Raw genomic sequence first — 26,512 nt, forward strand, 5'->3', positions numbered from 1 at the left:
GGGCGAAGCCCCCAGCCGGGGTCCAGGGGCGGAGCCCATGGTTACGGGAAGGGGCGGGGTGGGGGCTGATACGCCTGCACCACGCCGCCCCCGGAGGGCTACCGCAGCGCCGCCGCCTCCCGCGCCAGCGCCTCCACCCGCCCCCAGTCCCGCGCCTCCACCGCGTCCCCCGGCACGATCCAGCTGCCCCCCACGCACGCGACGTTCTTCAGGGCCAGATACGCCGCGGCGTTCCCGAGCCCGACGCCGCCCGTCGGACAGAACCGGGCCTGGGGAAGCGGCCCGGCGAGGGACTTCAGATACGCGGTGCCGCCGGCCGCCTCCGCGGGGAAGAACTTCATCTCGTGCACGCCGCGCTCCAGCAGGGCCACGACCTCCGACGTCGTCGAGACGCCCGGCAGGAACGGCACTCCGGACGCCTTCATCGCCTCCAGCAACCCGTCCGTCCAGCCCGGGCTGACCAGGAAGCGGGCGCCGGCGGCCAGCGAGTCGGCGATGTTCGCGGGGGAGATCACGGTGCCCGCGCCGACCACCGCGCCCGGCACCCCGTCCGCGATCGCCCGGATCGCGCCCAGCGCGGCGGGCGTGCGCAGGGTGACCTCGATGGCCGGCAGCCCGCCCGCGACCAGTGCCCGCGCCAGCGGCACGGCATCGGCGACGTCCTCCACGACGACGACGGGGAGAACGGGGGCGAGGTCCAGTACGGAGGAGGGCGGCGGGGACGAGGGCAGCGGCGTAGTCATGCGCTCATCCTGCCGCGTACTGTGCAGCATGCGCAAAGAGCGTTGCACGTGATGCAATAGGCGGGCAGCGGGCCGCGCGTGGGCGGGCGCCCGTGGCCCTCAGTGGATCTCCGTCACCACCACATCCAGCGCCCACGCCCGCCCGGCCTTCGCAGGCGGCGCCGCCTCCACCACATAGCCGAGGTCCCGCAGCGCCTCGACCAGCGCGGCCGGGTTCTCCGGCTCGGCGCCGGCCGACAGCAGCGCGCGTACGATCCGGCCCTTCGTCGCCTTGTTGAAGTGGCTCACGACGGACCGCTTCTCCACCCCGTCGACCACCTGCGCATGCAGCACCCGCACGGTGGCCGTGCGCTCGGCGACCTCGCCCTTCGGCTTCCATGCGGCCGCGTACGCCGACGACCGCAGGTCCAGCACGAGCCCGTCCCCGGCGGCCTCGGGCATGACCGAGGCCAGCGGCGTCCGCCAGTACGCTCCCAGTGCGCCGAGCGCTGGCAGCTTCACGCCCATCGAGCAGCGGTAGGACGGGATACGGTCGCCCACCTGGACCGCGCCCCAGAGCCCCGAGAACACCAGCAGTGAGCGCTTCGCCCGCCGTTTCGCGGCCGGGTCGAGGGAGGCGAGGTCCAGGGCGTCGTAGAGGACACCCGTGTAGATCTCCCCGGCGGGCCGCGTGCCCGCCGTCCGCAGCTCCGCGTTCTTGGCGATCTCGCCGCGCAGCCCCTCGCTCAGCCCGAGCACCTCGCGGGCCTTCTCGTTCTCGCCGGGGTCTCCCGCACACAGCTCGACGAGCTCGTCCAGCACCGCCTGCCGCGCCTCGGTCAGCCCCGGCAGCGACAGCGAGTCCAGCCTCAGCGGTGCGCCGCGCCTGGACGGGGCCTTGCCTTCGGACGGCGGCAGCAGCACGAGCACGGCGGATCTCCTCCAGGGCATGAGGGACGGAAGGGGGCGGGCGGGGTTCGGCCCTCGCGTCAGGGTACGGGGTGCCGCGTGGCCCGCCCGCCGCGAGGCAGGCCCGCCCCTACAACTGGGGCTCCGCCCCAGACCCCGGGATCGCCCTTCGGGCTCGTCCTCAAGCGCCGGACGGGCTGAAATACATCCCGCCCCTGGGGCTCGTCCTCAAGCGCCGGACGGGCTGAATACCACCGCAGATGCCACCGCAGCCGCCGGTCACCGCATGCCGTCGGCCCGCCCCCGGCCTACGCTCGGTCCATGCCCCGCCGTCATCTGAAGGTGACCGCCGCGGTCGACGCCCCGCTGCGGGCGGCGCTGCGCGGGCTGCGTGCGGAGCTGGCGGTGCCCGAGACGTTCCCGGCCGCCGTCCTCGACGAGGCCCAGCAGGTCGCGCAGGCGCCACGGCTGCCCGATCGCGACGCGACGGATCTGCCGCTCTTCAGCATCGACCCGGCCGCGTCCCAGGACCTCGACCAGGCCATGCACCTGGCCCGGCGCCCCAGAGGCGGCTTCCGGGTCCATTACGCGATCGCCGACGTCGCCGCCTTCGTCACCCCGGGACTGGCGCTCGACACCGAGGCCCACCGCCGGATCACCACGCTCTACTTCCCGGACAGAAAGGTCCCGCTGCACCCCGCCCTGCTCAGCGAGGGCGCCGCCAGCCTGCTTCCCGGCCAGGCGCGCCCGGCCGTCCTGTGGACCCTCGACCTCGACGCCGACGGCCGCACCGTCTCCACCGACGTACGCCGCGCCCTCGTCCGCAACCGCACCAGGTTCGACTACGCGAGCGCCCAGCGGCACATCGACGCGGGCACCGCAGAGGAACCGCTCGCCCTCCTCCAGACCGTCGGCACACTGCGCGAACAACGGGAGGCCGAACGCGGCGGCATCTCCCTCAACGTCCCGGAGCAGCAGATCATCGAGGTCCCGACGCCCGGGCGAGCCACCGGAACGTACGAACTCGCCTACCGCGTCCCCCTCCCCACCGACCGCTGGAACGCCCAGATCTCCCTGCTCACCGGCATGGCGGCCGCCGAGCTGATGATCGCCCACGGCACCGGCGTCCTGCGCACCCTCCCGGCCGCCCCCGACGGCGCCGTCGGCCGCCTCCGCCGTACCGCGAAGGCCCTCGGCATCGACTGGCCCCACCACGTCCCGTACGCGGAACTGGTCCGCTCGCTCGACCCGCACCAGCCCCGTCACGCGGCGTTCCTGCAGGAGTGCACGACCCTCCTGCGCGGCGCCGGATACACGGTCTTCAGCGGCGGCAAGGTCCCCGAGCTCACGCTCCACTCCGCTGTCGCCGCGCCCTACACCCACTGCACCGCGCCCCTGCGCCGCCTCGTCGACCGCTACACGTCCGAGATCTGCCTGGCCGCCGTCGCGGGCCGGGAGCCGCCCGAGTGGGTGCTCGCGGACCTCGACGCCCTGCCCGCGAAGATGGCGGACGGGGCGCGGCGCGCGGGCACGGTCGAGCGCGAGTGCCTCGACATCGTCGAGGCCGCGCTGCTCATGGACCGGATCGGCGAGGTCTTCGACGCCTGTGTGGTGGACGTGATGGAGCACGAACCGACCGTGGGAACCGTTCAGTTGGCCGACCCGGCGGTCGTCGCCCGCATCGAGGGCGGCACGGAGCCGCTCCCGCTGGGGGAGCGGCTACGGGTACGGCTCACGCGGGCGGATCCGGGGAGAGCGAAGGCGCTGTTCACCCCTGCGTGACGCCGCACGGTTCACTCCCGCATGACGCTGCCCCGCCTGCCGCTGCGCGCCATGATGTCCCGTATCTCCCTTACCAGCCGGTCGGGTTCGTCCGCGTGGAAGTGGATGGTACGCACGGTCCTGCTCCGGCCGAGCAGCGTCGTGTGGCGTACGGGCGCCGCCAGTTCCAGCGTGACGGAGGTCTGCGACCCCATGTCCAGACGCAGCTCTCCTTCGCCGGGCTTGTCCGCCGTGGCACGCAGCTCACGGCGGACCGCGGCGATGTCCGCCAGCGGTATGCGCAGGTCGACGAGCGCGCCCCGGCGCAACCGCAGCTCCGTGGGGCCCAGCACGTGCGGCCGGGTCACCCAGGCGGCGTACATCCCGATGACCAGCACCACGGTGTAGACGTCGAGGAACAGCACCGCCCGCTCGACGGCCGGCCAGTCCCGCAGCAGCACGGCCATGGCGAAGGTCTCGATGACGCACACGAAGGCGAACCCGTACATGACGGCTCCGTGCCCGCGCGCATATCCGTAACCCCGCTCGCCCGCCGCGACGCCGTGCGACCGTCGCGCGATCCACAGCCCCAGGCTCATCAGCACGCGCAGCTCGTGCCCGATCAGCCGCCGCACGGGAACGGGTACGACGGTGAGTGCCCGCCGGACGGCTGCTGCCCCGCGGCCTGCCATCCCGGGCCTCACCGAGATCCCGGGCTTCACTGGGCACCCCGCTGGGCGAGCATCCGCATCGCGCGGCGGACGGCCTCGGCCTGGGCGGGCGCGAAGTCCGCGAAGAAGGCGCTGAGGAAGGTGTCGTGGGGTGACGCCTCCGATGTGCCGCGGCCGCCGCCGGATGAACCCACCGAGGCGTCCGCGACCGCGGCCAGTTGCGCCGTCCCCACCTCCGCCACGAAGGCGTCCGGGATGAGGTCGGCCAGCGCCTGCGCCGCGTCGTCCACCCGCGGATCGGAGGGCTCGGCCTCGGCGAGCGCGTCGAGCAGCGCATACAGCTCGTACGCACGCTCCATCGCCCCGGGCTTCAGGGCCGCGTCCCGGAGCGTGGCGAGCAGCCGCTCACCGTCCTCGGGAGCGGCGGTGGTCTCGATCAGGGCGAGGATCTCGCGGTCCTTTGCCGCCATGGCCGGCTCCGGGCCCGGGAGCTGCGCGGACGCGTGCGCCATGTCCCCGAAGAGCGCGGCAAGGCCGGGCGATACGGGGCCTTCGGCGGGCAGCCGCCCGCGCTCGGCCTCGCTCAGCAGGGCCCGCAGCCTGGCGCGCCGATCCTTGATCGCGGCCTCCTGCCGCGCCAGGTCGTCGTCGAGCTCCGCCAGCACCTCGGCGAGATCGCGCCCGGCGTCGTCCGCGAGCACGTCCCGCACCTCGGCGAGCCCGAGCCCCAGCTCCGTCAGCCGCCGGATCCGGGCGAGTACGACGGCGTGCCGCAGCCCGTAGTCGCGGTAGCCGTTGGCCCGCCGCTCGGGCTCGGGCAGCAGCCCGAGCTGGTGATAGTGCCTGATGGTCCGCGTCGTCACCCCGACGACGGCGGCGATCTCTCCGATCCGCATGGGCCCAGTAGAAACGTTGACGTTGCGGCAGGGTCAAGCGAGCGGCTCGCGTCCGTGCGTCCCTGACGGCGGCCGTGATCGTGTGCCACGATCGAGGTAACGGTTCCCGATCTCACGGACAGGTGATCAGCCGATGTCCCAGTCTGGCGAGCGACAGAAGGAGGGGCGTGACATGACTGCCATGGCCCATGAGCCGCTCACGCAGGAAGAGGTCCTGCTGGAAGGCTTTCTCGCCCTGGACACGCCGGAGGGCTTCCGGGCCGAGCTGATCGAGGGGGAGATCGTTGTGACACCGCCGCCGGACGGGGATCACGAGGACTACATTGAGCTGATCGTGAACCAGGTGTACAGGCGGTCACGGACCGACATGCAGTTCTCCGGGAACAAGGGGCTGAAGCTGCAGAGCGGGGGCGGCTGCCCGAAGGACCACGTGATTCCGGACGGCACATTCGCTCCCAGGAAGCTGCGGCTCTACCGGGGCGCCGACTCCTGGATGCCCTGCGACGGCGTCGCCATGGTCCTGGAGGTGACGTCCACCAAGCCCAAGGCCGACCGCGAGGCCAAACGCCGCTGCTACGCCCGCGGCGGCATCCCGCTCTACTTGCTCGTCGATCGCGAGGCCTCGTCGGTCACGCTGTTCAGCGACCCGGAGAAGGACGACTACCGCGAGCACTGCACCCGCCCCCTCGGCAAACCGCTCGCCCTCCCGGAGCCGTTCGCCTTCGAACTGGACACGACGGACTTCCTCTGACGCTGTCGGCGGGGGCAGAGAAGCGGAGGTGGGCTCGGTGCTCGTGACAGCGGCCGCCGCCCGGACTGAGGGGGAGCGAACGCCCGGTACCATGGTCGAACGGCAGACGAGCCGGGCGGACGGCCGCGTGAAGATCCCCTGCGGGATCTTCCCGAGGAACGTCCGGGCTCCACAGGGCAGGGTGGTGGCTAACGGCCACCCGGGGTGACCCGCGGGACAGTGCCACAGAAAACAGACCGCCGGGGCTGTGCTCTTTTACAGAGGGCGGTCCTCGGTAAGGGTGAAACGGTGGTGTAAGAGACCACCAGCGCCTGGGGTGACCCAGGCGGCTCGGTAAACCCCACCTGGAGCAAGGTCAAGAGGGGCCGCCGTAAAGGCGGCCCTGCGCGGATGTTCGAGGGCGGCCCGCCCGAGTCCGCGGGTAGACCGCACGAGGCCGGCGGCAACGCCGGTCCTAGATGGATGGCCGTCGCCTCCGGGCCCGCGAGGACCCGGGGGAACAGAACCCGGCGTACAGCCCGACTCGTCTGCCCCCACCTGCGGTTTCGCCTCGGAGAGGGCCCCTGACCTGCGTCGGAGGCCCTTTCCGGTCTTTCGGGGGCTTGTCGCGTTAGGCGGCGGAAAGTCCCTCGGAAGTCCCTCGGACAGAGCTGAAAGTCCCTGAAAAGTCCCTGGGGCGGAGGGGCGGGTGAGGCCCCTGAGCAGGGCGTTCGCGCCAGCCACCGGAGCATAGCGCTGGAGTCGCGCACCACGGGATGGTCTTGGACCAGCGGGATTACGCGGGATTACAGGGAATGGACAACCCTCGCCCGCCACTCATCCTGGCCTGCTCGCTGATCGCGCGGGCACGCCCCACGGCACTGCACCGCCCCCAAGGAGCGGCGCAGGCGACCGCCGGTGCCGCGCTCCCGGACTGCCGGGCGGGAAGGCGTTCGCCCCAGTCCACAACCTCCCCGGACAGAACACCTAGGACACTCCCTGGGCGCTCAAACCGCGGGTGGAGAGGAGGAGGTGCGGAGGGTTGCGGCGTCAACCCTGGGCTCGATGACGGCGTGTGCGGCCGGACCTAGGCTGCATCCGTCGTCCAGCCGATGATCAGAGGTGCACGGGTGTCGGTGCCGGTCTGATGTCGGGTCCGTAGAGGGGAACCTGTCTTGGAACCAGCCGCTGCACCTGTCGTCGACCTTCCCGCCATACCGTTGCCGCAGCCGGACATCCTGCAAGCTCCTCCGCTGGCCGGGGAGTTGCGCGAGAAGTGCCCGTTCGCCAAGGTACGCACGCCCGCCGGCGACGAGGCCTGGCTGGTCACCGGGTACGAGGCCATCAAACAGGTCTACTCCGACGACCGCTTCGGTGTCTCGCACCGCGATCCCGAGCACGCTCCCCGGCTCGGCGCCTCCACCCTCATCGGCGGACCGGGCGGAAACTTCGACACGGAGCCCGAGGACCGCATGCGGCTTCGTGCGCGGCTCTCGCCCTTCTTCTCACCCAAGAGAATGGAGGCCTTCCGGCCCCGTATGGACGCTCTCGTGGAGGAGGTCCTGGACGACATCGTCGCGCAGGGCCCGCCCGCCGACCTGCACAGCGAGCTCGCCGTCCGGCTGCCCGTCAATGTCATCTGCGAGCTGCTGGGTGTGCCGCGCGAGGGTCGTCTCCCGTTCCGTGAATGGACGCAGGGCATCGCCGGTGTACGGGACGAGGCGCTGTCCCGCGACTGCATGGCCAAGCTGATGAGCTACACCGGGGACCTGGTCCGGGAGAAGCGCCGCAACCCCGGCGATGACGTCCTCTCCAGCCTCTGCGCCGCCGACGGCGGTGGCCTGGACGACCGCCATGTCTCCTTCCTGGCCGCGATGCTGCTCTTCGCCGGCCACGAGACCACCGTCGCCCGCCTCGACCTCGGGGTCCTGCTGATGCTTGCCCACCCCGAGCAGCGGGAGATCCTCGAAAGGAACCCGGACCGCATCGGCAGTGCTGTCGAGGAGATCCTGCGGTTGGTGGTGCACGGCGGCGCCAAGGAGACCTTCCGGTACGCCCGGGAGGACGCCGAGTTCGACGGCGTCAAGATCAAGGCCGGTGAACTCCTCGTGCTCTACAGCGCGGCCGGGAACCGCGACACGTGCGCATTCGCCGATCCCGAATCCTTCGATGTACTGCGCTCGCCGAAGCCGAACCTCACCCTCGGCTTCGGGCGCCACTACTGCCTGGGCGCGCCCCTGGTCCGCATGGAGCTCGCCGCCGTCTTCTCCCGCATCTTCGACAAGCTCCCAGGGCTGCGACTGACCAAGCCCATCGGAGTGTTGGGGGTCAACAGCGGCTCGCTGCACGGCGGGATCACGGAGCTGCCCGTCACCTGGTGAGGCCGATTGCTCGCTACGAGGCCGCCGCCGTCAGGAGATGACGGCGGCGGCCTTCTGTGTGGCGGCGGCCAGTTCCCGGGCGCGGGTGCGGGCCCAGGTTTCCGCTTGCAGGACGTCCGGGAAGGTCAGCTGGGTTCCCGAGGTGGGCCGGCCGTTTTCGGCCACGACCTCGGCGACGGTGTCGACGATGGCGTTGAAGGGGAGGGTGCCGGCGAGGAAGGCGTCGACGCATTCCTCGTTGGCGGCGTTGAACACGGCGGGGGCGGTGGAGCCGAGGGTGCCGACGTGGCGGGCGAGTTGCACAGCCGGGAAGGCCTCGTTGTCCAGCGGGAGGAACTCCCAGCTGGAGGCCTTGGTCCAGTCGAAGGCGGGGGCGGCGTCCGGGACCCGCTCGGGCCAGCCCAGGCCGATGGCGACGGGGCCGCGCATGTCGGGCGGGGTGGCCTGGGCGAGGGTGGAGCCGTCGGTGAACTCGACCATGGAGTGGACGTAGGACTGGGGGTGGACCACGACCTCGATCCGGTGGATGTCGTAGAGCAGGTGGGCCTCGATCACTTCCAGGCCCTTGTTCACCAGGGTGGCCGAATTGATGGTGATCACCGGGCCCATCGCCCAGGTGGGATGGTTCAGCGCGTCGGCGGGGGGTGACCTGCTTCAGGTCGGCCCGTGTGCGGCCGCGGAAGGGGCCGCCGGAGGCGATGACGACGAGTTTGCGGACATCGGCTCGGCTGCCAGCGGCCAGGGCCTGGAAGAGGGCGGCGTGCTCGGAGTCGACGGGGATGATCTGCCCGGGGTTGGCGAGGGCCTTGACCAGGGGGCCGCCGACGATCAGTGATTCCTTGTTGGCCAGGGCGAGGGTGCGGCCGGCCTTGAGGGCGGCGAGCGTGGGGGCCAGGCCGATGGAGCCGGTGATGCCGTTCAGCACGGTGTGGCAGGGGGCGGCGGCGAGCTGGGTGGCGGCGTCCGGGCCGGACAGGATCTCGGGGATCGGCCGGCTGCCGTAGTGGGCGGCGAGCGCCTCGCGCAGTGCGGGGACAGCGTCGGCGCGGGCGATGGCGACGGTGTCAACGCGCAGCCGCCTGGCCTGCTCGGCGAGCAGGGCGACCCGGGTGCCGGCGGCGAGGCCTGTGACCCGGAACCGATCGGGGTTGCGCTGGATGAGGTCGATGGCCTGGGTGCCGATCGAACCGGTGCAGCCGAGGATCACGATATCCCGGCGGCCTTGGGCCGCGTCGAAGACCAGATGCGGATCGGCGAGAGGGGCCGCGACCCCGGCGGCGCCCCTCACGGTGTCCCGGCGGGCAGCGCCGCGACGATCGGGTGGTCGCGCTCGATCAGGCCGAACTTGGAGGCACCACCGGGCGAGCCCAGCTCGTCGAAGAACTCGACGTTCGCCTTGTAGTAGTCCTTCCACTCCTCGGGGACGTCGTCCTCGTAGAAGACGGCCTCGACCGGGCAGACCGGCTCACAGGCTCCGCAGTCGACGCATTCGTCCGGGTGGATGTACAAGGACCGGGAGCCCTCGTAGATGCAGTCGACCGGGCACTCCTCGATGCACGCCTTGTCCTTGACGTCGATGCAGGGCTGGGCGATCACATAGGTCACTGCGGTCTCCTTGAGTGAGGTACGCGATGTGAGGGGGCGGTCCAGGTGTCGTTGCCGGTGAGGAGGGTGGTGAGGTCGCCCTTGCCGTTGTTTTCGATGGCGGTGTCGAGTTGGTCGGCCATGAGGGTGTCGTAGACGGGCCGGTCGATGTTGCGGAAGACACCGATGGGGGTGTGGTGCAGGGTGTCCGGGTCGGCGAGCCGGGACAGAGCGAACGCGGTGGTGGGCGATGCCGTGTGCGCGTTGTGGACGAGGACCTGACCCTCGTTCTCCGGCGTGACACGGACGACCTTCAGGTCACCAGTGGTCGCGTCCCTTACGACACCCTTGGCGGCTTCGGTGCCGAAGCGGATCGGCTGGCCGTGTTCGAGGCGGATGACTGCCTCGGCGGCCTGCTGCTTGTCCTTGAGGAGTTCGAAGGCGCCGTCGTTGAAGATGTTGCAGTTCTGGTAGATCTCGATCAGGGCCGTGCCGGAGTGGCCGGCGGCCGCGCGTAGCACCTCGGTGAGGTGCTTGCGGTCGGAGTCGATGGTGCGGGCGACGAAGGAGGCCTCCGCGCCGAGCGCCAGCGACACCGGGTTGAACGGCGCGTCCAGCGAACCCATCGGCGTGGACTTGGTGAAAGATGTGCACCGCCTCGGACTCCAGCACGTCCAGATGCGTGAGCGCCGCCACCGGGACCGGCAGAGTCGTCGTCATGCCGACCACGCCCCACTGTCCGCGTCCCAGCCCAACAGCCCCCGCGCCACAAGCAGTCGGTGTACGGCCGCCGCGCTCTCCTGCACCGTGCGACCCTGCGTCTCCAGCCGCAGATCCGGCTTGTCCGGTGCCTCGTACGGGTCGTCGACGCCGGTCAGCCCCGATATCTCGCCGGCCGCCTGCTTGGCGTACAGCCCCTTCACATCGCGTACGGAGCAGACCTCCACCGGCGTGGCGACATGCACCTCCACATAAGGGACGGCGCCCAGCTCGTGCCGCAGCCGCACCAGATCGCGGCTGTCCGCGTATGGCGCGATCACCGGGACCAGCGTGATGACGCCGTTGCGGGCCAGGACCTCCGCCACCATGCCGATCCGCTGCACATTGGTGTGCCGGTCCTCCCGGCTGAAACCGAGTCCGGCCGAGAGGAATCGGCGGATCTCGTCGCCGTCGAGCACCTCCACCCGATGGCCGTCAGCCCGCAGCCGGCCCGCCAGCTCAAGCGCGATGGTGGTCTTGCCGGAGCTGGGCAGCCCCGTCAGCCAGACGGTGGCGCCCGCGGCCGCCGGCGGTCTGTCCCACCCGGCGGCGAACGCAATGCTCTTCACGCAACCCCCACTCGGATAAGGCGCCGGTCAACCGGCCAGCCGGGACATGGCGTCCTGGCAGGCGGCCTCGAGTCGCTGACGCTGCTCGTCCGGGAGCGAACGCCACCCCGAGGGCCGGTCGGAGACCAGCCCGGCGGCCTTCCGCAGCCAGGACTCGGAGGCGTCCACCGGGCCGATGAAAGCGGCCAATTCGGTGAGAGTGCCCGCGGTGTCCTCGACCAGCCGGTCATAGCTGAACTGCAGCAGCCGCCCGGGCTCCACCTCGCGCAGTCCTTCGAGCCCGGTGGTGATCTGGTCCGACCAGGCGTGCCCGAAGTCCTCCACCGGCAGCTCGACCGACTCGAAGGCGGACAGCTCGAAGGTGTCCGGCATCAGCGGCACCAGGTCCGCGGGGATCGACACCCCCGGCGGTACGTCCTCGACGTAGGGGTTGACGCCCAGCTCCTGCTGGAGCCGCATCGACACCGCGCCGAGCCGGAACGCGCCGCTACGGCTCATCGAGTACGCGCACTCGCGGCCGTCGCGGTAGAGATGCACGAACCGCGCGTCGGGGAACAGCCTGACGAGCTCCGGCACATGGCGCAGGGAGAATCCGGACCGCTCCGCCCACACCTTCGCGCCGAAGCGGTCCCGCAGCCAGCCGAAGAGCCGCCGGTGCTGCTCGGCGACCTCGGCCGTACCGAGGCTCCGTACGAACTCCTCGACCTCCGCATACAGGGCCTCTGGCCGGTCGGTGAGATGCGGCAGCGAGGTCACCAGGATCGGCGGAATGCCGGTCGAGGCATTGAACGGGCGGCTGGGCGAGGCCTCGTACAGGAACTCCTCGACCGGCGCGCCCACCCGATATGCGGAGGTGACGAACGGGTGCGGAGTGCTGAGCAGACTCCAGTACTCGGCGGCCGTCAGCTCACCGGCGGGGAAGGGACCGGTGAGGAGCAGCCCGAAGAACTCCGACAGGCTGAGTACCTCCGGGTTGAGCCGGAGCATTTCGGACAGCAGGGTCGATCCGCAGCGTCCGGTCGACACCACGAAGACGGGGGGCAACTGGCTCATGAGTACTCCCTGAGATTCATCGGTACGACGCTGGGACCGGCGTCGGCGGCTTGTCCGTGGAGGCCGAACTCATGGCGGGAACGCAAGATCCGCTGGGCGGTCCAGGTGATCAGCAGGGCAGGCAGCACGGTGGCCGCGGCCGGCGGAACACCGGCACCCCAGGCGATCAGGGCGCCCGCCAGCACCACCCGTTCCAGGCAGATCACCTCGTGCATGTGCAGGGCGTACCGGCGGGAGGGAACCCCGGCCCGGAGCAGCAGCACCACCACCGTCCAGAAGGCGCCGACCGCCGCGATCAGCAGCATTACCCAGCCGACGTTCACCGGCCGGTGCAGGAACAGGGGGGCGGTCGCGGCCAGTACGGTCCACACCGCCGCCAGTCCGGTGATCACCCGCACCGTGGTACGGACACCCTTGCGCACCGGCAGCGTCAGATAGCCGCCCTCTTTGTCGCCGTCCATGTCCCGCAGGGTGCCGACCAGGTTGGATGCGCTGTCGTGGAAGCAGAACACGGCGGACACAGCGATCAGCTCAGGACCGATGTGTCCGCCTCCAAGCAGGACCCCGAACAGGAAGGCGAAGGAGGTGAGCGAGCCGCGCACCAGATTGCCGCTGAGGCCGCGGGCCTTGAAGAACGCGTTGTACGACACCCCCACCACGGTCGCCAGGCCCACCAGGGCCACCGCATGCCAGTTGAGCAGCAGCGTCCACGCGGCGCCTGCGGCGATCAGGCCGATCATCGCGGCGAGTGCGGTGGAGGCGCGCAGCCGGCCCGAGGGGATCGGCCGCTGCGGCTTGGCGATCGCGTCCAGCTCACGGTCGAAGTAGTCGCCGCCGTACAGGCCGGCCAGCCAGCCGAGGGTCGGGATCGCCCAGGCCGCGAAGAGCCGGGCGCCACTGGTGGAGTCGGCGGCCAGGGCGGCACCGGCCAGGCCGACCAGGCCGACATAGCAGCTGGTGTACGGCCGCCAGGTTTCCACATGAGCGGAAAGGCTGCGCTTCAAACCGGTCATGAACCTCGGGTCCTTTGGAATTCCGGAATATCCGCTTGGGTGTCACGCTGACCGCCATCCTGGGGTTTCCGGCGGGATCCGGAAAGGCATATGGGGGAGTGGATTCGGGTAGCCCGAGCGGGTGCGCCGAACGGGGAGTGCCCGATCGGTGCACGCTCTGAAGAGGGAAGATGACAGTCCGTCGGACTGCCCGATCGGCTACCCCAAACGGAATTGACACCCACTCAAGCCCTCCCCCAGCATTTCTGGCGTGATGTCTAGCCGGTTTCCGTGCCGATCTGGATGGTGAGCCATGAGCGCAGGAATTCAGACCGATGTAATAGATTTCCCCGCGGATTCCGCCTTCTCCGCGGAGCGGGCCGACGAGGAACCCGGTATGCGGGAGCTGTACGAGCGGCTCAGCACCCGGTGGGACGCCGAGGACAGCCTGCTCGGCGACATGTGCCGGCACGCCCAGGTCCCCATGGGCAAGCTGTTCCGCCCCGTACTGCTCCTGGAGTCGGCGCTGGCCGTCGGAGGTGACATCGCCCATGTGCTGCCCGCGGCGGTCGGCACCGAGAGCGGCCATGTCGCCAGCCTTGTGCACGACGACATCATCGACAACGATCTGATGCGCCGCGGCAGACCGGCCGTGCACGCCAAGTTCGGCGCGGACAACGCCATCGTGGCCGGCGACGCCATGCTGTTCGACCTGTTCCGCTGCCTCGCCGAGTGCCGGCAGGCGGGCGCGCAGGACAGCCGGATCGTCAGCGCCCTCGAGGTGGTCGCCAAGGCAGGCCTCGAACTGTGCCGCGGCCAGAGCCTGGAGTACGAGATCACTCAGGGCTCGAGCCGCGATGTGGACCGCTACATCCTGATGATCAAGCTGAAGACCGGGGCGCTGTTCCGCGGCGCCTGCCAGGCCGGCGCGCTGCTCGGCGGCGGTGGCCGGCAGGAGATCGAGGCGCTCGGGACGTACGGCGACGAGCTCGGCATCGCCTTCCAGATGTGCGACGACCTCTTCGCGTACACCGGTGACGACGACACGGCGATCGGCAAGTCGCTGCTCAGTGACATCCGCAACAAGCGGATGACGCTGCCGGTGCTGCTCGCCTACCAGCAGGCCGACCGGGACGGCGAGAGGCTGCTCGACGCGGCCTTCGACCCCGAGCTCGACCCGGCCGAGGCCCTCGCCATGGTGGGCACGGTCATCCGCCGGACCGGCGCAGTGGAGGCCTCCCGGGCCATGGCCCTGCGCCACGCGAGCGCCGCCGAGCGGGCCCTGGACGCACTGGTTCCGACGCCCAGCAGACACCGGATGGCGCACCACGCCCGGATGGCGGTGAGCCGCGTCAGCTAGCCCTCACTGCCCGGCCCGTCAGCAGCCATTGGTCAGCCGTCCGTCACCAGCCGCAAGCGTCAGTCAGAGAGGGGAGTACGTCCGGTGGCACAGCACTCCGAACCTGCCGAGGACACCGCCTACGATGTGGTGATCTGCGGTGCCGGCGTGGGCGGTCTGACCCTGGCCGCGGTGCTCGGCCGACAGGGCCGTCGGGTCCTGCTGGTCGAGAAGCAGCGCCGGTTCCGCATGATGCACAAGGGCGAGCTCATCCAGCCCAGCTCCCTCGCCATCCTCGACGAACTGGGGCTGCTGCCGCATCTGTACGCGGCCGGCGCGCTCAAGGTCAACGCCCTGGCCTGCCGCACCGCGGACGGCGCCGACCTGGTCACCCTCGACTACGGGCTGATCACCGGTGCGTACCGGCACGGCCTGGTGCAGAGCTACAAGGACATGCTCGACACCCTCGCGGACCGGCTCGGCCCGACCGTCACCTTCTGGCGGGGCACCCGCGTCGAGGATCTGATCCGGGACGACACCGGACGGATCACCGGGGTGTCGCTGAACCGCGAGGGCACCCCCTGCCGGGTGGCGGCCGCGCTGACCGTCGCCTGCGACGGCCATGCCTCCAGGCTCCGGGATGCGGCCGGCATCCAGGTGGCCATGCACCGCTACGACCACCAACTGGTCGGTTTCGAGATAGAGAAGGCCCCGCCGCTCGGCCCCGACATGAACGCCCACCTCACCCGCCACGGACTACGGGCGCTCTTCGAACTCCCCAGTGACCGGGCCCGGTTGTACGTGCAGATCCCGGTCGGCTCCTTCCGCGAGGTGGGCCGGGCGGGAGTGGCCGGGTGGACCGAAGGCATCCTCCGTACGATGCCGGCCTTCGACGCGATCGCCGAACCGCTGAAGGACTGCCTGGACACCGTCCAGGTGCTGTCCGCCTGGCGGTTCGTCGCCCCCTGTTGGTCACGGCCGGGCTTCGCACTGCTCGGGGACGCGGCGCACTGCGTCCACCCCATGGTCGGGCAGGGCATGAACTCCGCGATCGGAGATGCCTGGTCGCTGGGGAGCGAGCTGGCCGAGGAGCCGGCCGGGGGGCACCCCCTCGGGCCCGCCGAGGTCGATGACGCCCTGCGGCGCTACGAGGCCGTGCGGCGCCCCCGGCTCGAGTTCGTCTCCCGGCTCAGTCACAACCTGGCCACCCTGCTCACCACCACCTCGCGGACGGGGCGTCTGTTGCGGCCCTCGCTGCTGCGCCGCAACCAGTCCAATGTCCGGCTGCGTCGGCACATCACCCAGAACGTCGCGGGACTGACGGCGCAGCCGTTCCGCGCCCGGGACTGGATCAGTGCGTCCGGTCTGCTGCCCCGTCCCTCCGGCAGGCCGCTTCCTGCTCGAGCCGAGGAGATCCACCCATGACCCCACCCACCGCAGTCAGCGCAGTGAACCTCCTGAGAACCGCCTCCGAATCCCGCGCCCTGCGCGCCATGACAGCACCGCAACTCGCCGCACTCGCCCAGGAGATGCGGGACCTGATGCTGGACGTGGTGGCGCGCACCGGTGGCCATCTGGGCTCCAACCTCGGGGTGGTGGAGCTCACCATCGCACTGCACCGCGTCTACACCTCACCGTACGACCGGCTGCTGTTCGACACCGGCCACCAGGTCTACCCGCACAAACTGCTCACCGGCCGCTGGAACCGATTCGCGGAGCTCCGCAAGAGCGGTGGCCTCTCCGGCTATGCCAGCCAGGCCGAGTCCGAGCACGACGTGATCGAGAACTCGCACGCCTCCACCGTGCTGTCGTACGCCGACGGGCTGGCCAAGGCCTACCGGCTGACCGGGCAGGACGACCGCCAGGTGGTCGCGGTCATCGGGGACGGCGCGCTCACCGGCGGCATGGCCTGGGAGGCGCTCAACAACATCGCGGCCGCCAAGGACCGCCGGGTGACCGTAGTGCTCAACGACAACGGCCGCTCCTACTCTCCGACCATCGGCGGCATCGCCGAGCACCTGGCGGCCAGCCGCGAGGGCACCGGCGAGCAGCCGCCCGGTGAGCTCTTCCGCTCGCTCGGCCTCGGCTATCTCGGACCGGTCGACGGACACGACATCACCGCGCTCGAAGCCGCCCTTACCGAGGCCAGGACGCTCGGCCCCACCGTGGTGCACGTGGTGACCCGCAAGGGCTTCGGCTATCCGCCGGCCGAGGCGGACGACGACGAGAAGTTCCACGCCCCGGGCCTCTTCGACCCGGCCACCGGCCGCAAGCTGCCTTCCACCGGCACCTCCTGGACCGGGGTGTTCGGCAAGGAGATGGTGCGCATCGGCGCCGAGCGGCCAGACGTGGTGGCCCTGACCGCGGCCATGATGGGCCCCACCGGCCTCGCCGGATTCTGCGACGCGTACCCCGAGCGCACCTTCGACGTCGGCATCGCAGAGCAGCACGCGATGGGCTCGGCCGCGGGACTCGCGCTCGGCGGGCTGCGACCGGTCCTCGCGGTGTACGCAACCTTCCTCAATCGGGCCTTCGACCAACTGCTGATGGACGCCGCGCTGCATCGGCTCGGCCTCACCGTCGTACTCGACCGGGCCGGTGTCACCGGCGACGACGGGCCGAGCCACAACGGCATGTGGGACCTGTCGATCCTGCAGGTGGTGCCGGGTTTGCGGATCGCCGCACCGCGCGACGCGGCCCGGCTGCGCTCGCTGCTCAGGGCCGGTATCGACATCCCGGACGGTCCGACCGTGGTGCGCTTTCCCAAGGGCGCCGTGCCCGAGGACCTCCCGGCGATCGGCCGGATCGGCGAGCTGGACGTACTCAGCGCCACCGGCGCGCAGGACGTCCTCGTCGTCGCCGTGGGCCCGCTGGCCCGGGCCGGCATCGAGACCGCCGCGCTGCTCAGGGCGCAGGGCTTGGGCGCCACCGTGGTGGATCCGCGCTGGGTCAAGCCGCTGGACCCGGCGCTGGCCGCGCTCGCAAGGCGGCACCGGCTGGTGCTGGTCGCCGAGGATAGCTGCCGCAGTGGCGGCGTCGGAGACGCGGTGGCCCGCCTGCTGCGGGACGCCGATGTGGACACTCCGGTCCGCACCTTCGGGATCCCCGCTGCCTTCCTGGAGCACGCGGGCCGCGCCCAGATCCTCGATGAGATCGGGCTGACGTCACGTCATATGGCTCGCTCTGCCACGGAGTTCCTGGCCAGGCGCAGCCCGATGCGCTGGCCGCTGCCCGTCTCGCTGGGTGGCCCGCATCCGTTGAGCTCCACGACGGCCACCAGGGAGACCGCCTCATGACCGACCTCGCCACGCCCGCCTTTCCGCCGCCCGCACTGGCGGCCCGTCGGTCCACCCGCCAGTTGAAGGTGGGGCCCGTCGGGGTGGGGAGCGCCCATCCGGTCTCCGTGCAGTCCATGACCACCACACTCACCGCCGATGTCAACGCGACTTTGCAGCAGATCGCCCAACTCACCGCGGCGGGCTGCGACATCGTGCGCGTGGCCTGCCCGAGCGCGGACGACGCGGAGGCGTTGCCCGCCATCGCCGGCAAGTCGCAGATCCCGGTGATCGCCGACATCCACTTCCAGCCGAAGTACGTCTTCGCGGCGATCGACGCGGGCTGCGCAGCGGTCCGTGTGAACCCGGGCAACATCCGCAAGTTCGACGACCAGGTCAAGGAGATCGCCAAGGCGGCCCGCGACCGGGGTACCCCGATCCGGATCGGGGTCAACGCCGGCTCCCTGGATGCGAGGCTGCTCAAGAAGTACGGCAAGGCCACCCCGGAGGCGCTGGCCGAATCCGCGCTGTGGGAGGCCGGGCTCTTCGCCGAGCACGGCTTCCACGATCTGAAGATCTCCGTCAAGCACAACGACCCGGTCGTGATGATCAGGGCGTACGAGATCCTCGCCGAGCAGTGCGACTACCCGCTGCACCTCGGGGTCACCGAGGCCGGACCCGCCTTCCAGGGCACGGTCAAGTCCGCCGTCGCGTTCGGCGCACTGCTGCGCCAGGGGATCGGCGACACCATCCGGGTCTCGCTCTCCGCCCCTCCGGTGGAGGAGGTCAAGGTCGGGGTGCAGATCCTGCAGTCGCTCGGGCTGCGGCCGCGCAAGCTGGAGATCGTCTCCTGTCCGTCCTGCGGCCGCGCCCAGGTCGACGTCTACAAGCTGGCGGAGCAGGTCACCGCGGCGCTGGAAGGCATGGAGATCCCGCTGCGGGTCGCGGTCATGGGCTGCGTGGTGAACGGGCCGGGCGAGGCGCGGGAGGCGGACCTCGGGGTGGCCTCGGGCAATGGGAAGGGCCAGATCTTCGTCCGCGGCGAGGTCGTCAAGACGGTGCCGGAGCGGCTGATCGTGGAGACCCTCATTGAGGAGGCACTGCGGCTGGCCGAAGAGTCCGGCGCCGGCGCGGGCACGGAGGAGCAGTCGTGACCGGCCAGCAGAGCGGACAGCAGAGTGGTCCGCGCAGCGGGCGGCGCCTCCTGCTGGCGAAGCCGCGCGGCTACTGCGCGGGTGTGGACCGCGCGGTGCGCACGGTCGAGCTGGCCCTGGAGCAGCACGGCGCCCCTGTCTACGTACGCAAGCAGATCGTGCACAACATCCATGTGGTCAGGACCCTGGAGCGGCGCGGGGCCGTGTTCGTGGAGGAGACCGGGGAGGTGCCCGAGGGCGCCGTGGTGGTGTTCTCCGCGCACGGTGTCGCGCCCTCGGTGCACGAGGGCGCCGCGGCCCGCGGGCTGCACGCCATCGACGCGACCTGCCCGCTGGTGACCAAGGTGCACAACGAGGCCCGGCGGTTCGCCGCTGAGGACTACGACATTCTGCTGATCGGGCACTACGGGCACGAGGAGGTCATCGGGACCGCGGGCGAGGCACCCGAGCACATCCAACTCGTCGACGGTCCCGAAGACATCGGACGAATCTCGGTGCGGGACCCGGAGCGGGTCGCCTGGCTGTCCCAGACCACTCTCTCGGTCTCCGAGACCCAGGAGACGGTGGCGGCGCTGCGCGACAGGTTCCCGGCGCTGGCCGGGCCGCCCTCGGACGACATCTACTACGCGACCCAGAACCGGCAGACCTCGGTACGGCAGATCGCCGCCGAGGCGGAACTGGTCATCGTGGTGGGTTCGGCCAACTCCTCCAATTCCAAGCGGCTGGTAGAGGTGGCGCTGGAAGCCGGCGCCCGGGCGGCCCACCTGGTGGACTACGCGGCAGAGCTGGACCCCGACTGGCTGGAGAACGTGCACACCGTCGGGGTTACCAGTGGTGCCTCGGTGCCCGAGGTGCTCGTACAGGATCTGCTGGAGACACTGGCCGACCATGGTTTCGACGACCTGCTGGAAATCGAGTCCGTACCGGAGCGGATGCAATTCGCATTGCCCAGAGAAGTGCGGGCGGAACGGATGAGGATGACACCCGAGTAACCCGAAAGGTAAGTCCGAGCCGATCAATGCGATGGGAGCGGCGCAATGGAATGGGTTACGCAAATCTCCCTGGCGTTGTTGCGGATTTCGGCACATCTGCCGTCCGGTATGAGGCTTCAATTGAAGCAGACGGGGCTTGTTCGGGGCGTCAACCCGAGGGTTGACGCCCCGAAGTGCGGGGGCTGCCGAGTCGGCGACTCTGTCAACCCGGGGTTCGATGTGCGGTGGCCGGAAATGAAGTGGCTGAAATTAGTGGGCCGAAAGGCGGCGAGCCGGAGGGCCGGGCGGCGGACGGGGAAGCGGCTACATTGCGGGGGTCAGCCGTGACTCCGCCAGCAGGCCCCGCTGGAGGGCGAGGCACACGGCCTGGGTGCGGTTCGAGCAGTTGAGCTTGGCCAGCACGTTGGCCACATGGCGCTTGACTCCGTGCTCGGAGATGCCGATCCGTGGCGCGATCTGTTTGTTGCTGTACCCCTGGGAGAGCAGGGTCAGCACGTCCAGCTCGCGCTGGGTGAGCAACTGCCGGCTCTGGTGCGGGCCGTTGCGCAAGGCCCTGGGGCGCTGCAGCAGTTGGCCTGCGACGCGGACCGGGAGCATGACCTCCTCTCGGCGCTCCAGCCGTTTCAGGGCGCCACTCATGTGCTCTGTGGTGATGTCATCGAGCAGGACCAGACCGTGCGCGAAGCGCTGCGAGTACTCGACGAAGGACGGGTCGTCGAGGCTGTGCAGGATCAGTAGTGTGCGCATGTGGTCCTGGGCGGCCCGGACTTCGAGGGATCTGATCTCGTCGATTCCGATATTGGAGGACATGGCCAGGATGCCGGCGCGACCGGGTCGCTGGCGTCGCTCCTCGAGGGCGGTGTCGAGACTTGGAGTGGTTTCGCAGCCGGTGACACTTGTCACCGTTTCGATGGAGCGGAACACAGCCATGAGTCCGAGCCGTATGACTTCATTCGGCTCTATGAGTAGTACTGAGTTGCCGCCGGGACAGTAATCCCCGATGGAAGACTGCTCGACTTCGGCAATATTGGGCATACCTGACATACTCCCCATTGTTCGTCAGTGATGCGGGCTCCCATCGCATGGCCGATTATGGCACTTCGTGCACCGATGCTGCCAGGAAAAGTGTTTTTCTTTGCCTGTCGGACATTGTCCTCTCGTTGCCACTTGATTTGCCCCGGGTGCGCAAGAGCCCCCCGATTCCCGAATTTAGGGAATCATAGGGGGCTCTTTGTCGTTGCTTGGGCTTACTCTTATCCGGCGTGGTCGGCGGCGGCCGTACGGGCCCGAGGGCCCTCGGCGCGGCGAGCCACCGCTCCCATCCGGCTGGTCACCCGCAGCGGCAGAAGCCGCAGCCCCACGCCGAGCACACTCCAGGGCCAGGCCGGCACACAGGCCCTGGCCGGCTCGCGCTCGATGGCGGCGGCCAGCCGGCGGCAGCCGGTCTCTGTGTCGACCACCAACCTCCGCTGGCCTTCATGGGTGTTGGACTCAGATCGGATGTATCCGGGCAGCATGGTGCTGACCTTCACCTGGGTTCCCATCACATCCGCGCGGATGCCCTCGGCCAGCGTCAGCACCCCGGCCTTGCCTGCCGCGTACGCGGTGAGCGCGCCGGGGAAGCCCTTCAGCGCACTCATGGAGGAGATCACCACCAGATGGCCCGAATGCTGCTCCCGGAACACCTCCATGGCCGCCTCGCACTGGGCGAGGGCGGCGGTGAAATTGGTGTTCACCGCGCGAAGGTTTCGCTCGAAGCCACCCGTGCCCACCGGACTTCCCTCGCCCGTACCGGCGTTGACGACCACCCGGTCCAGCGAGCCGAGCTCCGCGCGGAAAGAGTGGAACACCTCGAACACCGCTGCGTGGTCGGTCACATCGAGCTCGCGCACGGCCACGGTGATCGAGGGATGCGCCGCGAGCAGCTCGTCTCGCAGCTCCTTCAGCCGGTCGCCGCGCCGCGCACACAGCGCGAGATGGCGGCCGCGCCGGGCGAACTCCCAGGCCATACCGCGACCGAGACCGCCACTCGCGCCCGTGATCAGGATGTTCTTCCGCATGCCCCACTCCCTCTTCCGACTTCCGGCTCCTCGGCGTGACAAGGCCGCGCGACAGGGCCGCGCGACAAGGCCTACTCGACCAGCCGGATCGCCGACGTCGGGCAGCCCGAGACGGCGCTCCGGACGACCGCTTGCCGCTCGGCGGACGGCTGGGTGCGGAGCACTTGGACCACGCCGTCCTCCTCGCTCTGGTCGAAGGTCTCGGGATCGGTCAGCACACACATGCCGCTGCCGCAGCACAGCTCGCGGTCAACCTCGATACGCATGACGCTCCTTCGCTGGGCCGGGCCCGATGGTCACCACTCCACCGGGACTTCCTCGAATCCGACGACGATCAGCCCCTGCTTGACCCGGAGCTCCCGGCGGTCGATCGCCAGCCGCAGCGTGGGCAGCCGACGAGCCAAGGTGCCGAGCACCACTTGCAGTTCGGCCCTGGCCAGCGGTTGCCCGAGGCAGAAATGGGGGCCGGCGCCGAACGAAAGGTGCTGGTTGTTGGTGCGCCGCAGATCCATCCGCTCCGGCTCGGGGAAGCGCCGCGGATCGCGGTTGGCGATCGCGGGGCTGACGATGACCGTGGAGCCCGCTCCGATCTCCGCGCCACCCACCGCGATGTCCTCGCTCACATAGCGCGGCACCCCGATGCTGGGATTGGTGTCAAAGCGCAGCACCTCGTCGACGGCGCTCGGCACGATCGACGGATCGGCCACCACCGTCTCGAAGCGGCTGCGGTCGGCGAGCAGCATCGCCGTCATCTTCCCGATCATGTTGGCGGTGGTCTCGTGTCCTGCCACCAGGATCGCCATGGCCGTGACGATCAGCTCCACCATGTCGAGCCGGCCGTCCTCGCTGTCCGTGATGTTGATCAGCTCGCTGAGCAGATCGTCCCCGGGCTCGGCCCGTTTCGCCTCGATCAGCTTGGCCAGATAGATACCGAAGTCCTGCCGGGCCGCGTCCACTTCGGCCTTGCTGTGCCGGGTGAGCGTCAGGATCGCGTCCGACCAGGTAGCGAACCGGTGCAGATCCTCGGTCGGCACTCCCAGCAGATCGCCGATCACCCGGACCGGCAGGATCGCGCCGATGTCCCGGGCGATGTCCGCCCGGGGGCCGGCCGCGACCATCTTGTCGACCAGTTCGTCCGCGAGCGCCTGGATCCGCGGCCGCATGCTCTCCACCCGCTTGATGGTGAAGGCCTTCGCCATCAAGCGGCGCCAGCGCAGATGCCCTTCGCCCTCGAAGATCTTCAGCCCGCTGGTCGCCTGCCGGCTGAACACCCCGCCGTCCTCGCTCGCCCCGATCCGGGACTCGGCGTTGACCGGTATCTGCCGGGTGAAGCGCGGATCCGCGAGCAGCGCCCTGGCCTCCTCGTAGCGGGTGACCAGATGCGCCTCGTCGCCGCTGGGCAGCCGCACGGCGACCACCGGGCACTGCTCCCGCACCTGCTCCCACTCCACCGGCGGATCCAGCGGTACGGCGCCGCTGAACGGGTAGTTGAGCAGGTCCCGCCCTGCCGCGGCAGGTTGGGTCCCGTGCATCACCGGGCACGTCTGCGCCGGGCCCGGCGCCGCTTCGGTCAGCGGCGGTTCGGTCGTGGTCATGCGAGGGCTCCCTTGTCGGTGATCATGGATGGGGTCGGCCTCACCAGGTGACCGGAAGGTCGATCAGGCCGCGCATGAACGCACCCTCGCGCCACCGCAGTTCCTCGTCGGGGACGGCGAGTTGCAGCCTCGGGAAGCGCCGCAGCAGGGTGCCAAGGGCCACCTGGAGCTCCATCCGGGCCAGCTGCGCCCCGATGCAGTAGTGCGGCCCGTGTCCGAAGGCCAGGTGCGGGACGGCGGCCCGCTGGAAGTCGATCTCGTCGGCGCGGTCGAACACCGCGGCGTCCCGGTTGCCCGAGGTCTTGGCGAGGAGCACCGAGTCGCCCTTGCGGATCAGCACATTCGCCAGCGGCACGTCCTCGGCCGTCCACAGCGGCAGTCCGGCGAAGCCCAGCGGCAGATAGCGCAGCAGCTCCTCGATCGCCTCGGGCAGCCGCTCCGGGTGCGCCAGCAGCTCCTGCCACAGGTCGGGCCGGGTGAGCAGAGTGTAGGTGAAGTTGGTGATCTGGTTCTGGGTGGACTCGTGGCCGGCCACGAACAGCAGCATCACTATGGAGTGCAGCTCGTCCATGCTGAGCCGGTCGCCCTCCTCCTGCACCTGGATCAGCTGGGTGATGAGGTCGTCGTCGGGGGTGCGCCTGCGCTCCTCGAGTACCTCGGCCATATAAGCCTTGAACTCCGCGGTGGCGTGCGCGACCTCCTCGGGCGTGTGGTCGCTGATCGAGAGCATCGCGCGCACCCAGGAGTGCACCTTGCGCTGGTCCGGTGTGGGCACGCCGAGCAGCTGGGCGATGATGGTGATCGGCATCGGCAGACACAGCGCGGCGACCAGGTCCGCGGGGCCGCCGCTTGCCTCCATCGCATCCAGCAGCTCATCGGCGGTGGCCTGCACCCGGGGCCGCAGCTCCTCGATCCGGCGCACCGTGAAGGCCTTGGTGACCAGCCGTCGGATCTGGGTGTGCTCCGGTGGGTCGGTCATCGGCAGGATCGCCGAGCGGGCCTTGCCGATGTCCTTGGTGGCGGCTGTGACCGCACGCCCTTCCATCGGAGCCCGCCGGAATCGGGAATCGGTCAGTACGGACTTGATGTCCTCGTACCGCGTTACCAGCCAGGCGTCGCCGCCGTGCGGCATCCGGACCTTGCTCACCGGCTCGTCCACCCGCAACTTGGCGTAGCGCGGGTCGTGTTCGAGGCGTACATCCTGGGCGAAGGGGCAGACCGGCGGCTCCACCGTGTCGGAGCCGACCACTTCCGTTTCGTTGATCATGTCAATGCCTTCCAGTACCGGCCCAGTGCCTGCAGGGCGTACCCGCTGGCGAGGAGATCGTCGGAGTACCACAGATCGAGGAAGTACACGCCGAGCAGCGTCGGCTCCCACAGCGCTTCGGAGGTCTGCTCGTGCAGCAGCCGGCGCACCCCGCCCTGGACGGCCTCCTCCCGCGGGTCGGCGCCCGCGCCGAGCAGACCCATCACGGCCCAGGCGGTCTCCTCCACCGAGGAGGGCGCGCCCTCGCCGTCACCCCAACCACCGTCCGGCTGCTGGGTGCGCAACAGCCAGGTGCGGGCCCGGCGCGCCGTGTCACTGCCACCCAGCCCCAAACCGCCCAGCGCGTCCAGGACTTGACCGGTGCCGGCGGTGCTGCCGCGATACCAGAGGCAGGGCAGCGAGCCGTCCGGACGCTGGGTCTTGGCGAACCAGCGCACCGCCTTCGCCAGCGGAGGGGCGTCCGCGCCGAGCCCGCCGGCCAGCCGCAGCGCCGCCACCGCGTGGGAGGTGATCACCGCGCAGGGGGCGTCGAGGGCGACATGGTTGTCGCGGCAGAAGCAGCTCCAGGAGCCGTCCCTGTTCTGCATGGCCAGCAGCCAGTCGAGGCCCGCCCTGACCCGTGGATCGGTGGGCCCGCAGCCCGCGCCGGCCAGCGCCAGCAGCGCATCGGCCGTGTCGTCGCAGTTCGGCCAGCCCGACTCCACCGACCAGGCCCAGCCGCCCGGCGGGCAGCCGGTCGCCATGAAGCCGGCGTCCCACTGGCAGTTCCGAATCCAGTCGATCGTCGAACTCAGCCGCGGATCGTCGGCGAATCCGCACTCCTGCAGACCGGCCGCGAGGAAGGTGGTGACCGAGAACTCCAGGTCCCGATTGACCGCCCAGGAGCCGTCCGGCCGCGCCGTCAGCCGCAGATAGCCCGCCATCCGCTCGACCAGATCGGGCCGCACCCCCGCGCGGGCGAAGGCGAAGCACACCATGGAGACGAGCAGCGGCGACTCCTGCATGCCGCCTTCCTTGCCCTGGCTGAGCAGCAGCTCGTCGAAGTACGCGTACGCGCGCGGCTCGGCGAGCCGGGACACCGCCCGCAGGATCCGCCCCTGCGGCCAGGTGCGCCGCTGCATCACCGCCCAGGACAGGGTGACCGGCACGACGAACGACACCTTCTGGCGCAGCTTCCGGGGGAGCAGCGCCACCGCGGCCGGCATCCGGCGGATCCGCCGCTCGTCGTACAGGCCGGCCAGGGCCAGGAACTGCAGGCAGAGCACATGCAGGGCGCAGCGGTCGGGGTCGGCGACTGCGGCCATCCCGCCGCGGCTCTCGATCCAGTCGAGCCCGCGCCGCACATCCTCCCGTGATTCCTCGGCGGCGAGCAGCCGCAGCGCGGCCACCGCGAACGCGGAGGCTGGCAGTGTGGCCGGAGTGCCGGGGCCGTCGCCCCAGCCACCGGTGGGGAGTTGGTTCGCGCGGAGCCAGTCGAGCGCGCTGCGGATCAGCTCGGCCGAGCCCTCCGGGTCGGCGAAGTGCAGGGCGACCGCGGAGGTGGCGGTGGAGATGGCGGCGGAGGGCAGGTGGTCCTGCCAGGAGCCGTCCGGGCGGCGCACGGCGAACAGCTGCTGGGCGGCCGAGTCGATGGCCCTCCGCACCTGGGCAGGCGGCCGTGCTCCTGATGCGATCACGTTCACTCCGGATACGGGGTAGGGAAAGGCCTGCAAGGGCGGGACTCTTCGGGGACCGGGAAGGGGAGAGACGGGCAGGGTCCCCCGACGATCGCAGGGCGGTGGCGGTGGCGTCGACAGCGTTCGG

22 protein-coding genes, 1 other RNA gene and 2 pseudogenes are annotated in these 26,512 nt (G+C 70.4%); 9 read left to right on the forward strand and 16 right to left on the reverse strand.

Going from position 1 to position 26,512, the window contains the following annotated elements:
• Nucleotides 1-98 precede the first annotated feature (98 nt).
• Nucleotides 99-743 carry a bifunctional 4-hydroxy-2-oxoglutarate aldolase/2-dehydro-3-deoxy-phosphogluconate aldolase gene (gene eda / locus STSP_RS26340; RefSeq protein ID WP_067283035.1) on the reverse strand — a complete coding sequence of 215 codons (645 nt, stop codon included), beginning with the start codon at nt 741-743 and terminating at the stop codon, nt 99-101.
• Nucleotides 744-842: 99 nt separating this feature from the next.
• Nucleotides 843-1,652, reverse strand: coding sequence for a peroxide stress protein YaaA (gene yaaA, locus STSP_RS26345; protein WP_067283038.1), 810 nt, complete (start codon nt 1,650-1,652; stop codon nt 843-845).
• Between the two features lie 300 nt (nt 1,653-1,952).
• Between yaaA and STSP_RS26350 the strand changes: the two genes are divergently transcribed.
• Nucleotides 1,953-3,413, forward strand: a complete 1,461-nt coding sequence (locus STSP_RS26350; protein ID WP_067283040.1) for an RNB domain-containing ribonuclease — start codon at nt 1,953-1,955, stop codon at nt 3,411-3,413.
• An 11-nt stretch (nt 3,414-3,424) separates the two neighbouring features.
• Here STSP_RS26350 and STSP_RS26355 read toward each other — a convergent pair whose 3' ends face one another.
• The gene (locus STSP_RS26355) at nt 3,425-4,084 is read right to left on the reverse strand and encodes a hypothetical protein (protein ID WP_232789801.1); all 660 of its coding nucleotides are present in this window, start codon (nt 4,082-4,084) and stop codon (nt 3,425-3,427) included.
• A 26-nt stretch (nt 4,085-4,110) separates the two neighbouring features.
• Nucleotides 4,111-4,959: a MerR family transcriptional regulator gene (locus tag STSP_RS26360; protein ID WP_067283043.1), complete on the reverse strand. Its 849-nt coding sequence runs from the start codon at nt 4,957-4,959 to the stop codon at nt 4,111-4,113.
• Nucleotides 4,960-5,131: 172 nt separating this feature from the next.
• Here STSP_RS26360 and STSP_RS26365 point away from each other — a divergent pair, with 172 nt between their 5' ends.
• From STSP_RS26365 to STSP_RS26375, 3 genes are all read left to right on the forward strand, one after another.
• Nucleotides 5,132-5,710, forward strand: coding sequence for a Uma2 family endonuclease (locus STSP_RS26365; RefSeq protein ID WP_067283046.1), 579 nt, complete (start codon nt 5,132-5,134; stop codon nt 5,708-5,710).
• A gap of 107 nt (nt 5,711-5,817) precedes the next feature.
• Nucleotides 5,818-6,240: RNase P RNA component class A (rnpB, locus tag STSP_RS26370), an RNA gene on the forward strand.
• Between the two features lie 624 nt (nt 6,241-6,864).
• The gene (locus STSP_RS26375) at nt 6,865-8,070 is read left to right on the forward strand and encodes a cytochrome P450 (RefSeq protein WP_157902903.1); all 1,206 of its coding nucleotides are present in this window, start codon (nt 6,865-6,867) and stop codon (nt 8,068-8,070) included.
• 30 nt (nt 8,071-8,100) lie between these two features.
• Here the strand turns inward: STSP_RS26375 and dxr are convergent.
• The 6 genes and pseudogenes from dxr to STSP_RS26405 form a co-directional block, all read right to left on the reverse strand.
• A pseudogene (dxr, locus tag STSP_RS26380) lies at nt 8,101-9,358 on the reverse strand (1-deoxy-D-xylulose-5-phosphate reductoisomerase).
• Complete coding sequence (gene fdxA / locus STSP_RS26385) at nt 9,355-9,675, reverse strand: ferredoxin (protein WP_067283047.1); 321 nt, start codon at nt 9,673-9,675, stop codon at nt 9,355-9,357. Before fdxA ends, dxr begins: the two are co-directional and overlap by 4 nt.
• A pseudogene (locus tag STSP_RS26390) lies at nt 9,672-10,295 on the reverse strand (2-oxoacid:ferredoxin oxidoreductase subunit beta); the annotation flags it as partial. The gene fdxA and the pseudogene STSP_RS26390, both read right to left, overlap by 4 nt.
• Before the next feature lie 75 nt (nt 10,296-10,370).
• Nucleotides 10,371-10,982: an adenylyl-sulfate kinase gene (gene cysC / locus STSP_RS26395; RefSeq protein WP_067283049.1), complete on the reverse strand. Its 612-nt coding sequence runs from the start codon at nt 10,980-10,982 to the stop codon at nt 10,371-10,373.
• A gap of 27 nt (nt 10,983-11,009) precedes the next feature.
• Nucleotides 11,010-12,035, reverse strand: coding sequence for a sulfotransferase (locus tag STSP_RS26400; RefSeq protein ID WP_067283052.1), 1,026 nt, complete (start codon nt 12,033-12,035; stop codon nt 11,010-11,012).
• Nucleotides 12,032-13,048, reverse strand: coding sequence for a UbiA family prenyltransferase (locus STSP_RS26405; RefSeq protein ID WP_067283055.1), 1,017 nt, complete (start codon nt 13,046-13,048; stop codon nt 12,032-12,034). The genes STSP_RS26400 and STSP_RS26405 overlap by 4 nt, the downstream gene beginning before the upstream one ends.
• A 292-nt stretch (nt 13,049-13,340) precedes the next feature.
• Between STSP_RS26405 and STSP_RS26410 the strand changes: the two genes are divergently transcribed.
• The 5 genes from STSP_RS26410 (at nt 13,341) to STSP_RS26430 (ending at nt 19,787) form a co-directional block, all read left to right on the forward strand.
• Entirely contained in the window at nt 13,341-14,387 is a 1,047-nt protein-coding gene (locus tag STSP_RS26410) for a polyprenyl synthetase family protein (protein WP_078067525.1), read from the forward strand.
• Between the two features lie 84 nt (nt 14,388-14,471).
• Nucleotides 14,472-15,791, forward strand: a complete 1,320-nt coding sequence (locus tag STSP_RS26415) for an FAD-dependent oxidoreductase (protein WP_067283059.1) — start codon at nt 14,472-14,474, stop codon at nt 15,789-15,791.
• Nucleotides 15,788-17,662, forward strand: coding sequence for a 1-deoxy-D-xylulose-5-phosphate synthase (locus tag STSP_RS26420; protein ID WP_067283063.1), 1,875 nt, complete (start codon nt 15,788-15,790; stop codon nt 17,660-17,662). The genes STSP_RS26415 and STSP_RS26420 overlap by 4 nt, the downstream gene beginning before the upstream one ends.
• Nucleotides 17,659-18,795, forward strand: a complete 1,137-nt coding sequence (gene ispG, locus STSP_RS26425; RefSeq protein WP_067283066.1) for a flavodoxin-dependent (E)-4-hydroxy-3-methylbut-2-enyl-diphosphate synthase — start codon at nt 17,659-17,661, stop codon at nt 18,793-18,795. The genes STSP_RS26420 and ispG overlap by 4 nt, the downstream gene beginning before the upstream one ends.
• On the forward strand, nt 18,792-19,787 hold the full coding sequence (locus STSP_RS26430; protein WP_067283068.1) for a 4-hydroxy-3-methylbut-2-enyl diphosphate reductase: 996 nt from the start codon (nt 18,792-18,794) through the stop codon (nt 19,785-19,787). Before ispG ends, STSP_RS26430 begins: the two co-directional genes overlap by 4 nt.
• Nucleotides 19,788-20,090: 303 nt before the next feature.
• On the opposite strand, the gene STSP_RS26435 is transcribed toward STSP_RS26430, so the two are convergent.
• The 6 genes from STSP_RS26435 to STSP_RS26460 all read right to left on the reverse strand — a co-directional run bounded on the left by STSP_RS26435 (nt 20,091) and on the right by STSP_RS26460 (nt 26,385).
• The gene (locus STSP_RS26435; protein WP_067283071.1) at nt 20,091-20,717 is read right to left on the reverse strand and encodes a helix-turn-helix transcriptional regulator; all 627 of its coding nucleotides are present in this window, start codon (nt 20,715-20,717) and stop codon (nt 20,091-20,093) included.
• A gap of 323 nt (nt 20,718-21,040) precedes the next feature.
• Complete coding sequence (locus STSP_RS26440) at nt 21,041-21,847, reverse strand: SDR family oxidoreductase (RefSeq protein ID WP_067283074.1); 807 nt, start codon at nt 21,845-21,847, stop codon at nt 21,041-21,043.
• 71 nt (nt 21,848-21,918) lie between these two features.
• The gene (locus STSP_RS26445) at nt 21,919-22,113 is read right to left on the reverse strand and encodes a ferredoxin (RefSeq protein WP_067283075.1); all 195 of its coding nucleotides are present in this window, start codon (nt 22,111-22,113) and stop codon (nt 21,919-21,921) included.
• 30 nt (nt 22,114-22,143) lie between these two features.
• A complete protein-coding gene (locus tag STSP_RS26450; protein WP_232789802.1) occupies nt 22,144-23,442 on the reverse strand; it encodes a cytochrome P450 in 1,299 nt (432 codons plus the stop codon).
• A gap of 40 nt (nt 23,443-23,482) precedes the next feature.
• Entirely contained in the window at nt 23,483-24,709 is a 1,227-nt protein-coding gene (locus tag STSP_RS26455; protein WP_078067528.1) for a cytochrome P450, read from the reverse strand.
• Complete coding sequence (locus STSP_RS26460; RefSeq protein ID WP_157902904.1) at nt 24,706-26,385, reverse strand: prenyltransferase/squalene oxidase repeat-containing protein; 1,680 nt, start codon at nt 26,383-26,385, stop codon at nt 24,706-24,708. Before STSP_RS26460 ends, STSP_RS26455 begins: the two co-directional genes overlap by 4 nt.
• Between the last annotated feature and the right edge of the window lie 127 nt (nt 26,386-26,512).

This window comes from Streptomyces jeddahensis (assembly GCF_001642995.1).
Classification (GTDB): domain Bacteria; phylum Actinomycetota; class Actinomycetes; order Streptomycetales; family Streptomycetaceae; genus Streptomyces; species Streptomyces jeddahensis.

Excerpts from the sequence above, each read along its gene's own strand:
- STSP_RS26400 (WP_067283052.1), bottom strand. The coding sequence starts at position 12,035 with ATGAGCCAGTTGCCCCCCGTCTTCGTGGTGTCGACCGGACGCTGCGGA.
- STSP_RS26440 (WP_067283074.1), bottom strand. The coding sequence starts at position 21,847 with ATGCGGAAGAACATCCTGATCACGGGCGCGAGTGGCGGTCTCGGTCGC.
- STSP_RS26420 (WP_067283063.1), top strand. The coding sequence starts at position 15,788 with ATGACCCCACCCACCGCAGTCAGCGCAGTGAACCTCCTGAGAACCGCC.
- STSP_RS26445 (WP_067283075.1), bottom strand. The coding sequence starts at position 22,113 with ATGCGTATCGAGGTTGACCGCGAGCTGTGCTGCGGCAGCGGCATGTGT.
- STSP_RS26350 (WP_067283040.1), top strand. The coding sequence starts at position 1,953 with ATGCCCCGCCGTCATCTGAAGGTGACCGCCGCGGTCGACGCCCCGCTG.
- STSP_RS26410 (WP_078067525.1), top strand. The coding sequence starts at position 13,341 with ATGAGCGCAGGAATTCAGACCGATGTAATAGATTTCCCCGCGGATTCC.
- STSP_RS26360 (WP_067283043.1), bottom strand. The coding sequence starts at position 4,959 with ATGCGGATCGGAGAGATCGCCGCCGTCGTCGGGGTGACGACGCGGACC.
- STSP_RS26355 (WP_232789801.1), bottom strand. The coding sequence starts at position 4,084 with ATGGCAGGCCGCGGGGCAGCAGCCGTCCGGCGGGCACTCACCGTCGTA.
- STSP_RS26365 (WP_067283046.1), top strand. The coding sequence starts at position 5,132 with ATGACTGCCATGGCCCATGAGCCGCTCACGCAGGAAGAGGTCCTGCTG.
- STSP_RS26435 (WP_067283071.1), bottom strand. The coding sequence starts at position 20,717 with ATGGCTGTGTTCCGCTCCATCGAAACGGTGACAAGTGTCACCGGCTGC.
- STSP_RS26455 (WP_078067528.1), bottom strand. The coding sequence starts at position 24,709 with ATGATCAACGAAACGGAAGTGGTCGGCTCCGACACGGTGGAGCCGCCG.
- STSP_RS26450 (WP_232789802.1), bottom strand. The coding sequence starts at position 23,442 with ATGACCACGACCGAACCGCCGCTGACCGAAGCGGCGCCGGGCCCGGCG.
- ispG (WP_067283066.1), top strand. The coding sequence starts at position 17,659 with ATGACCGACCTCGCCACGCCCGCCTTTCCGCCGCCCGCACTGGCGGCC.
- eda (WP_067283035.1), bottom strand. The coding sequence starts at position 743 with ATGACTACGCCGCTGCCCTCGTCCCCGCCGCCCTCCTCCGTACTGGAC.
- STSP_RS26405 (WP_067283055.1), bottom strand. The coding sequence starts at position 13,048 with ATGACCGGTTTGAAGCGCAGCCTTTCCGCTCATGTGGAAACCTGGCGG.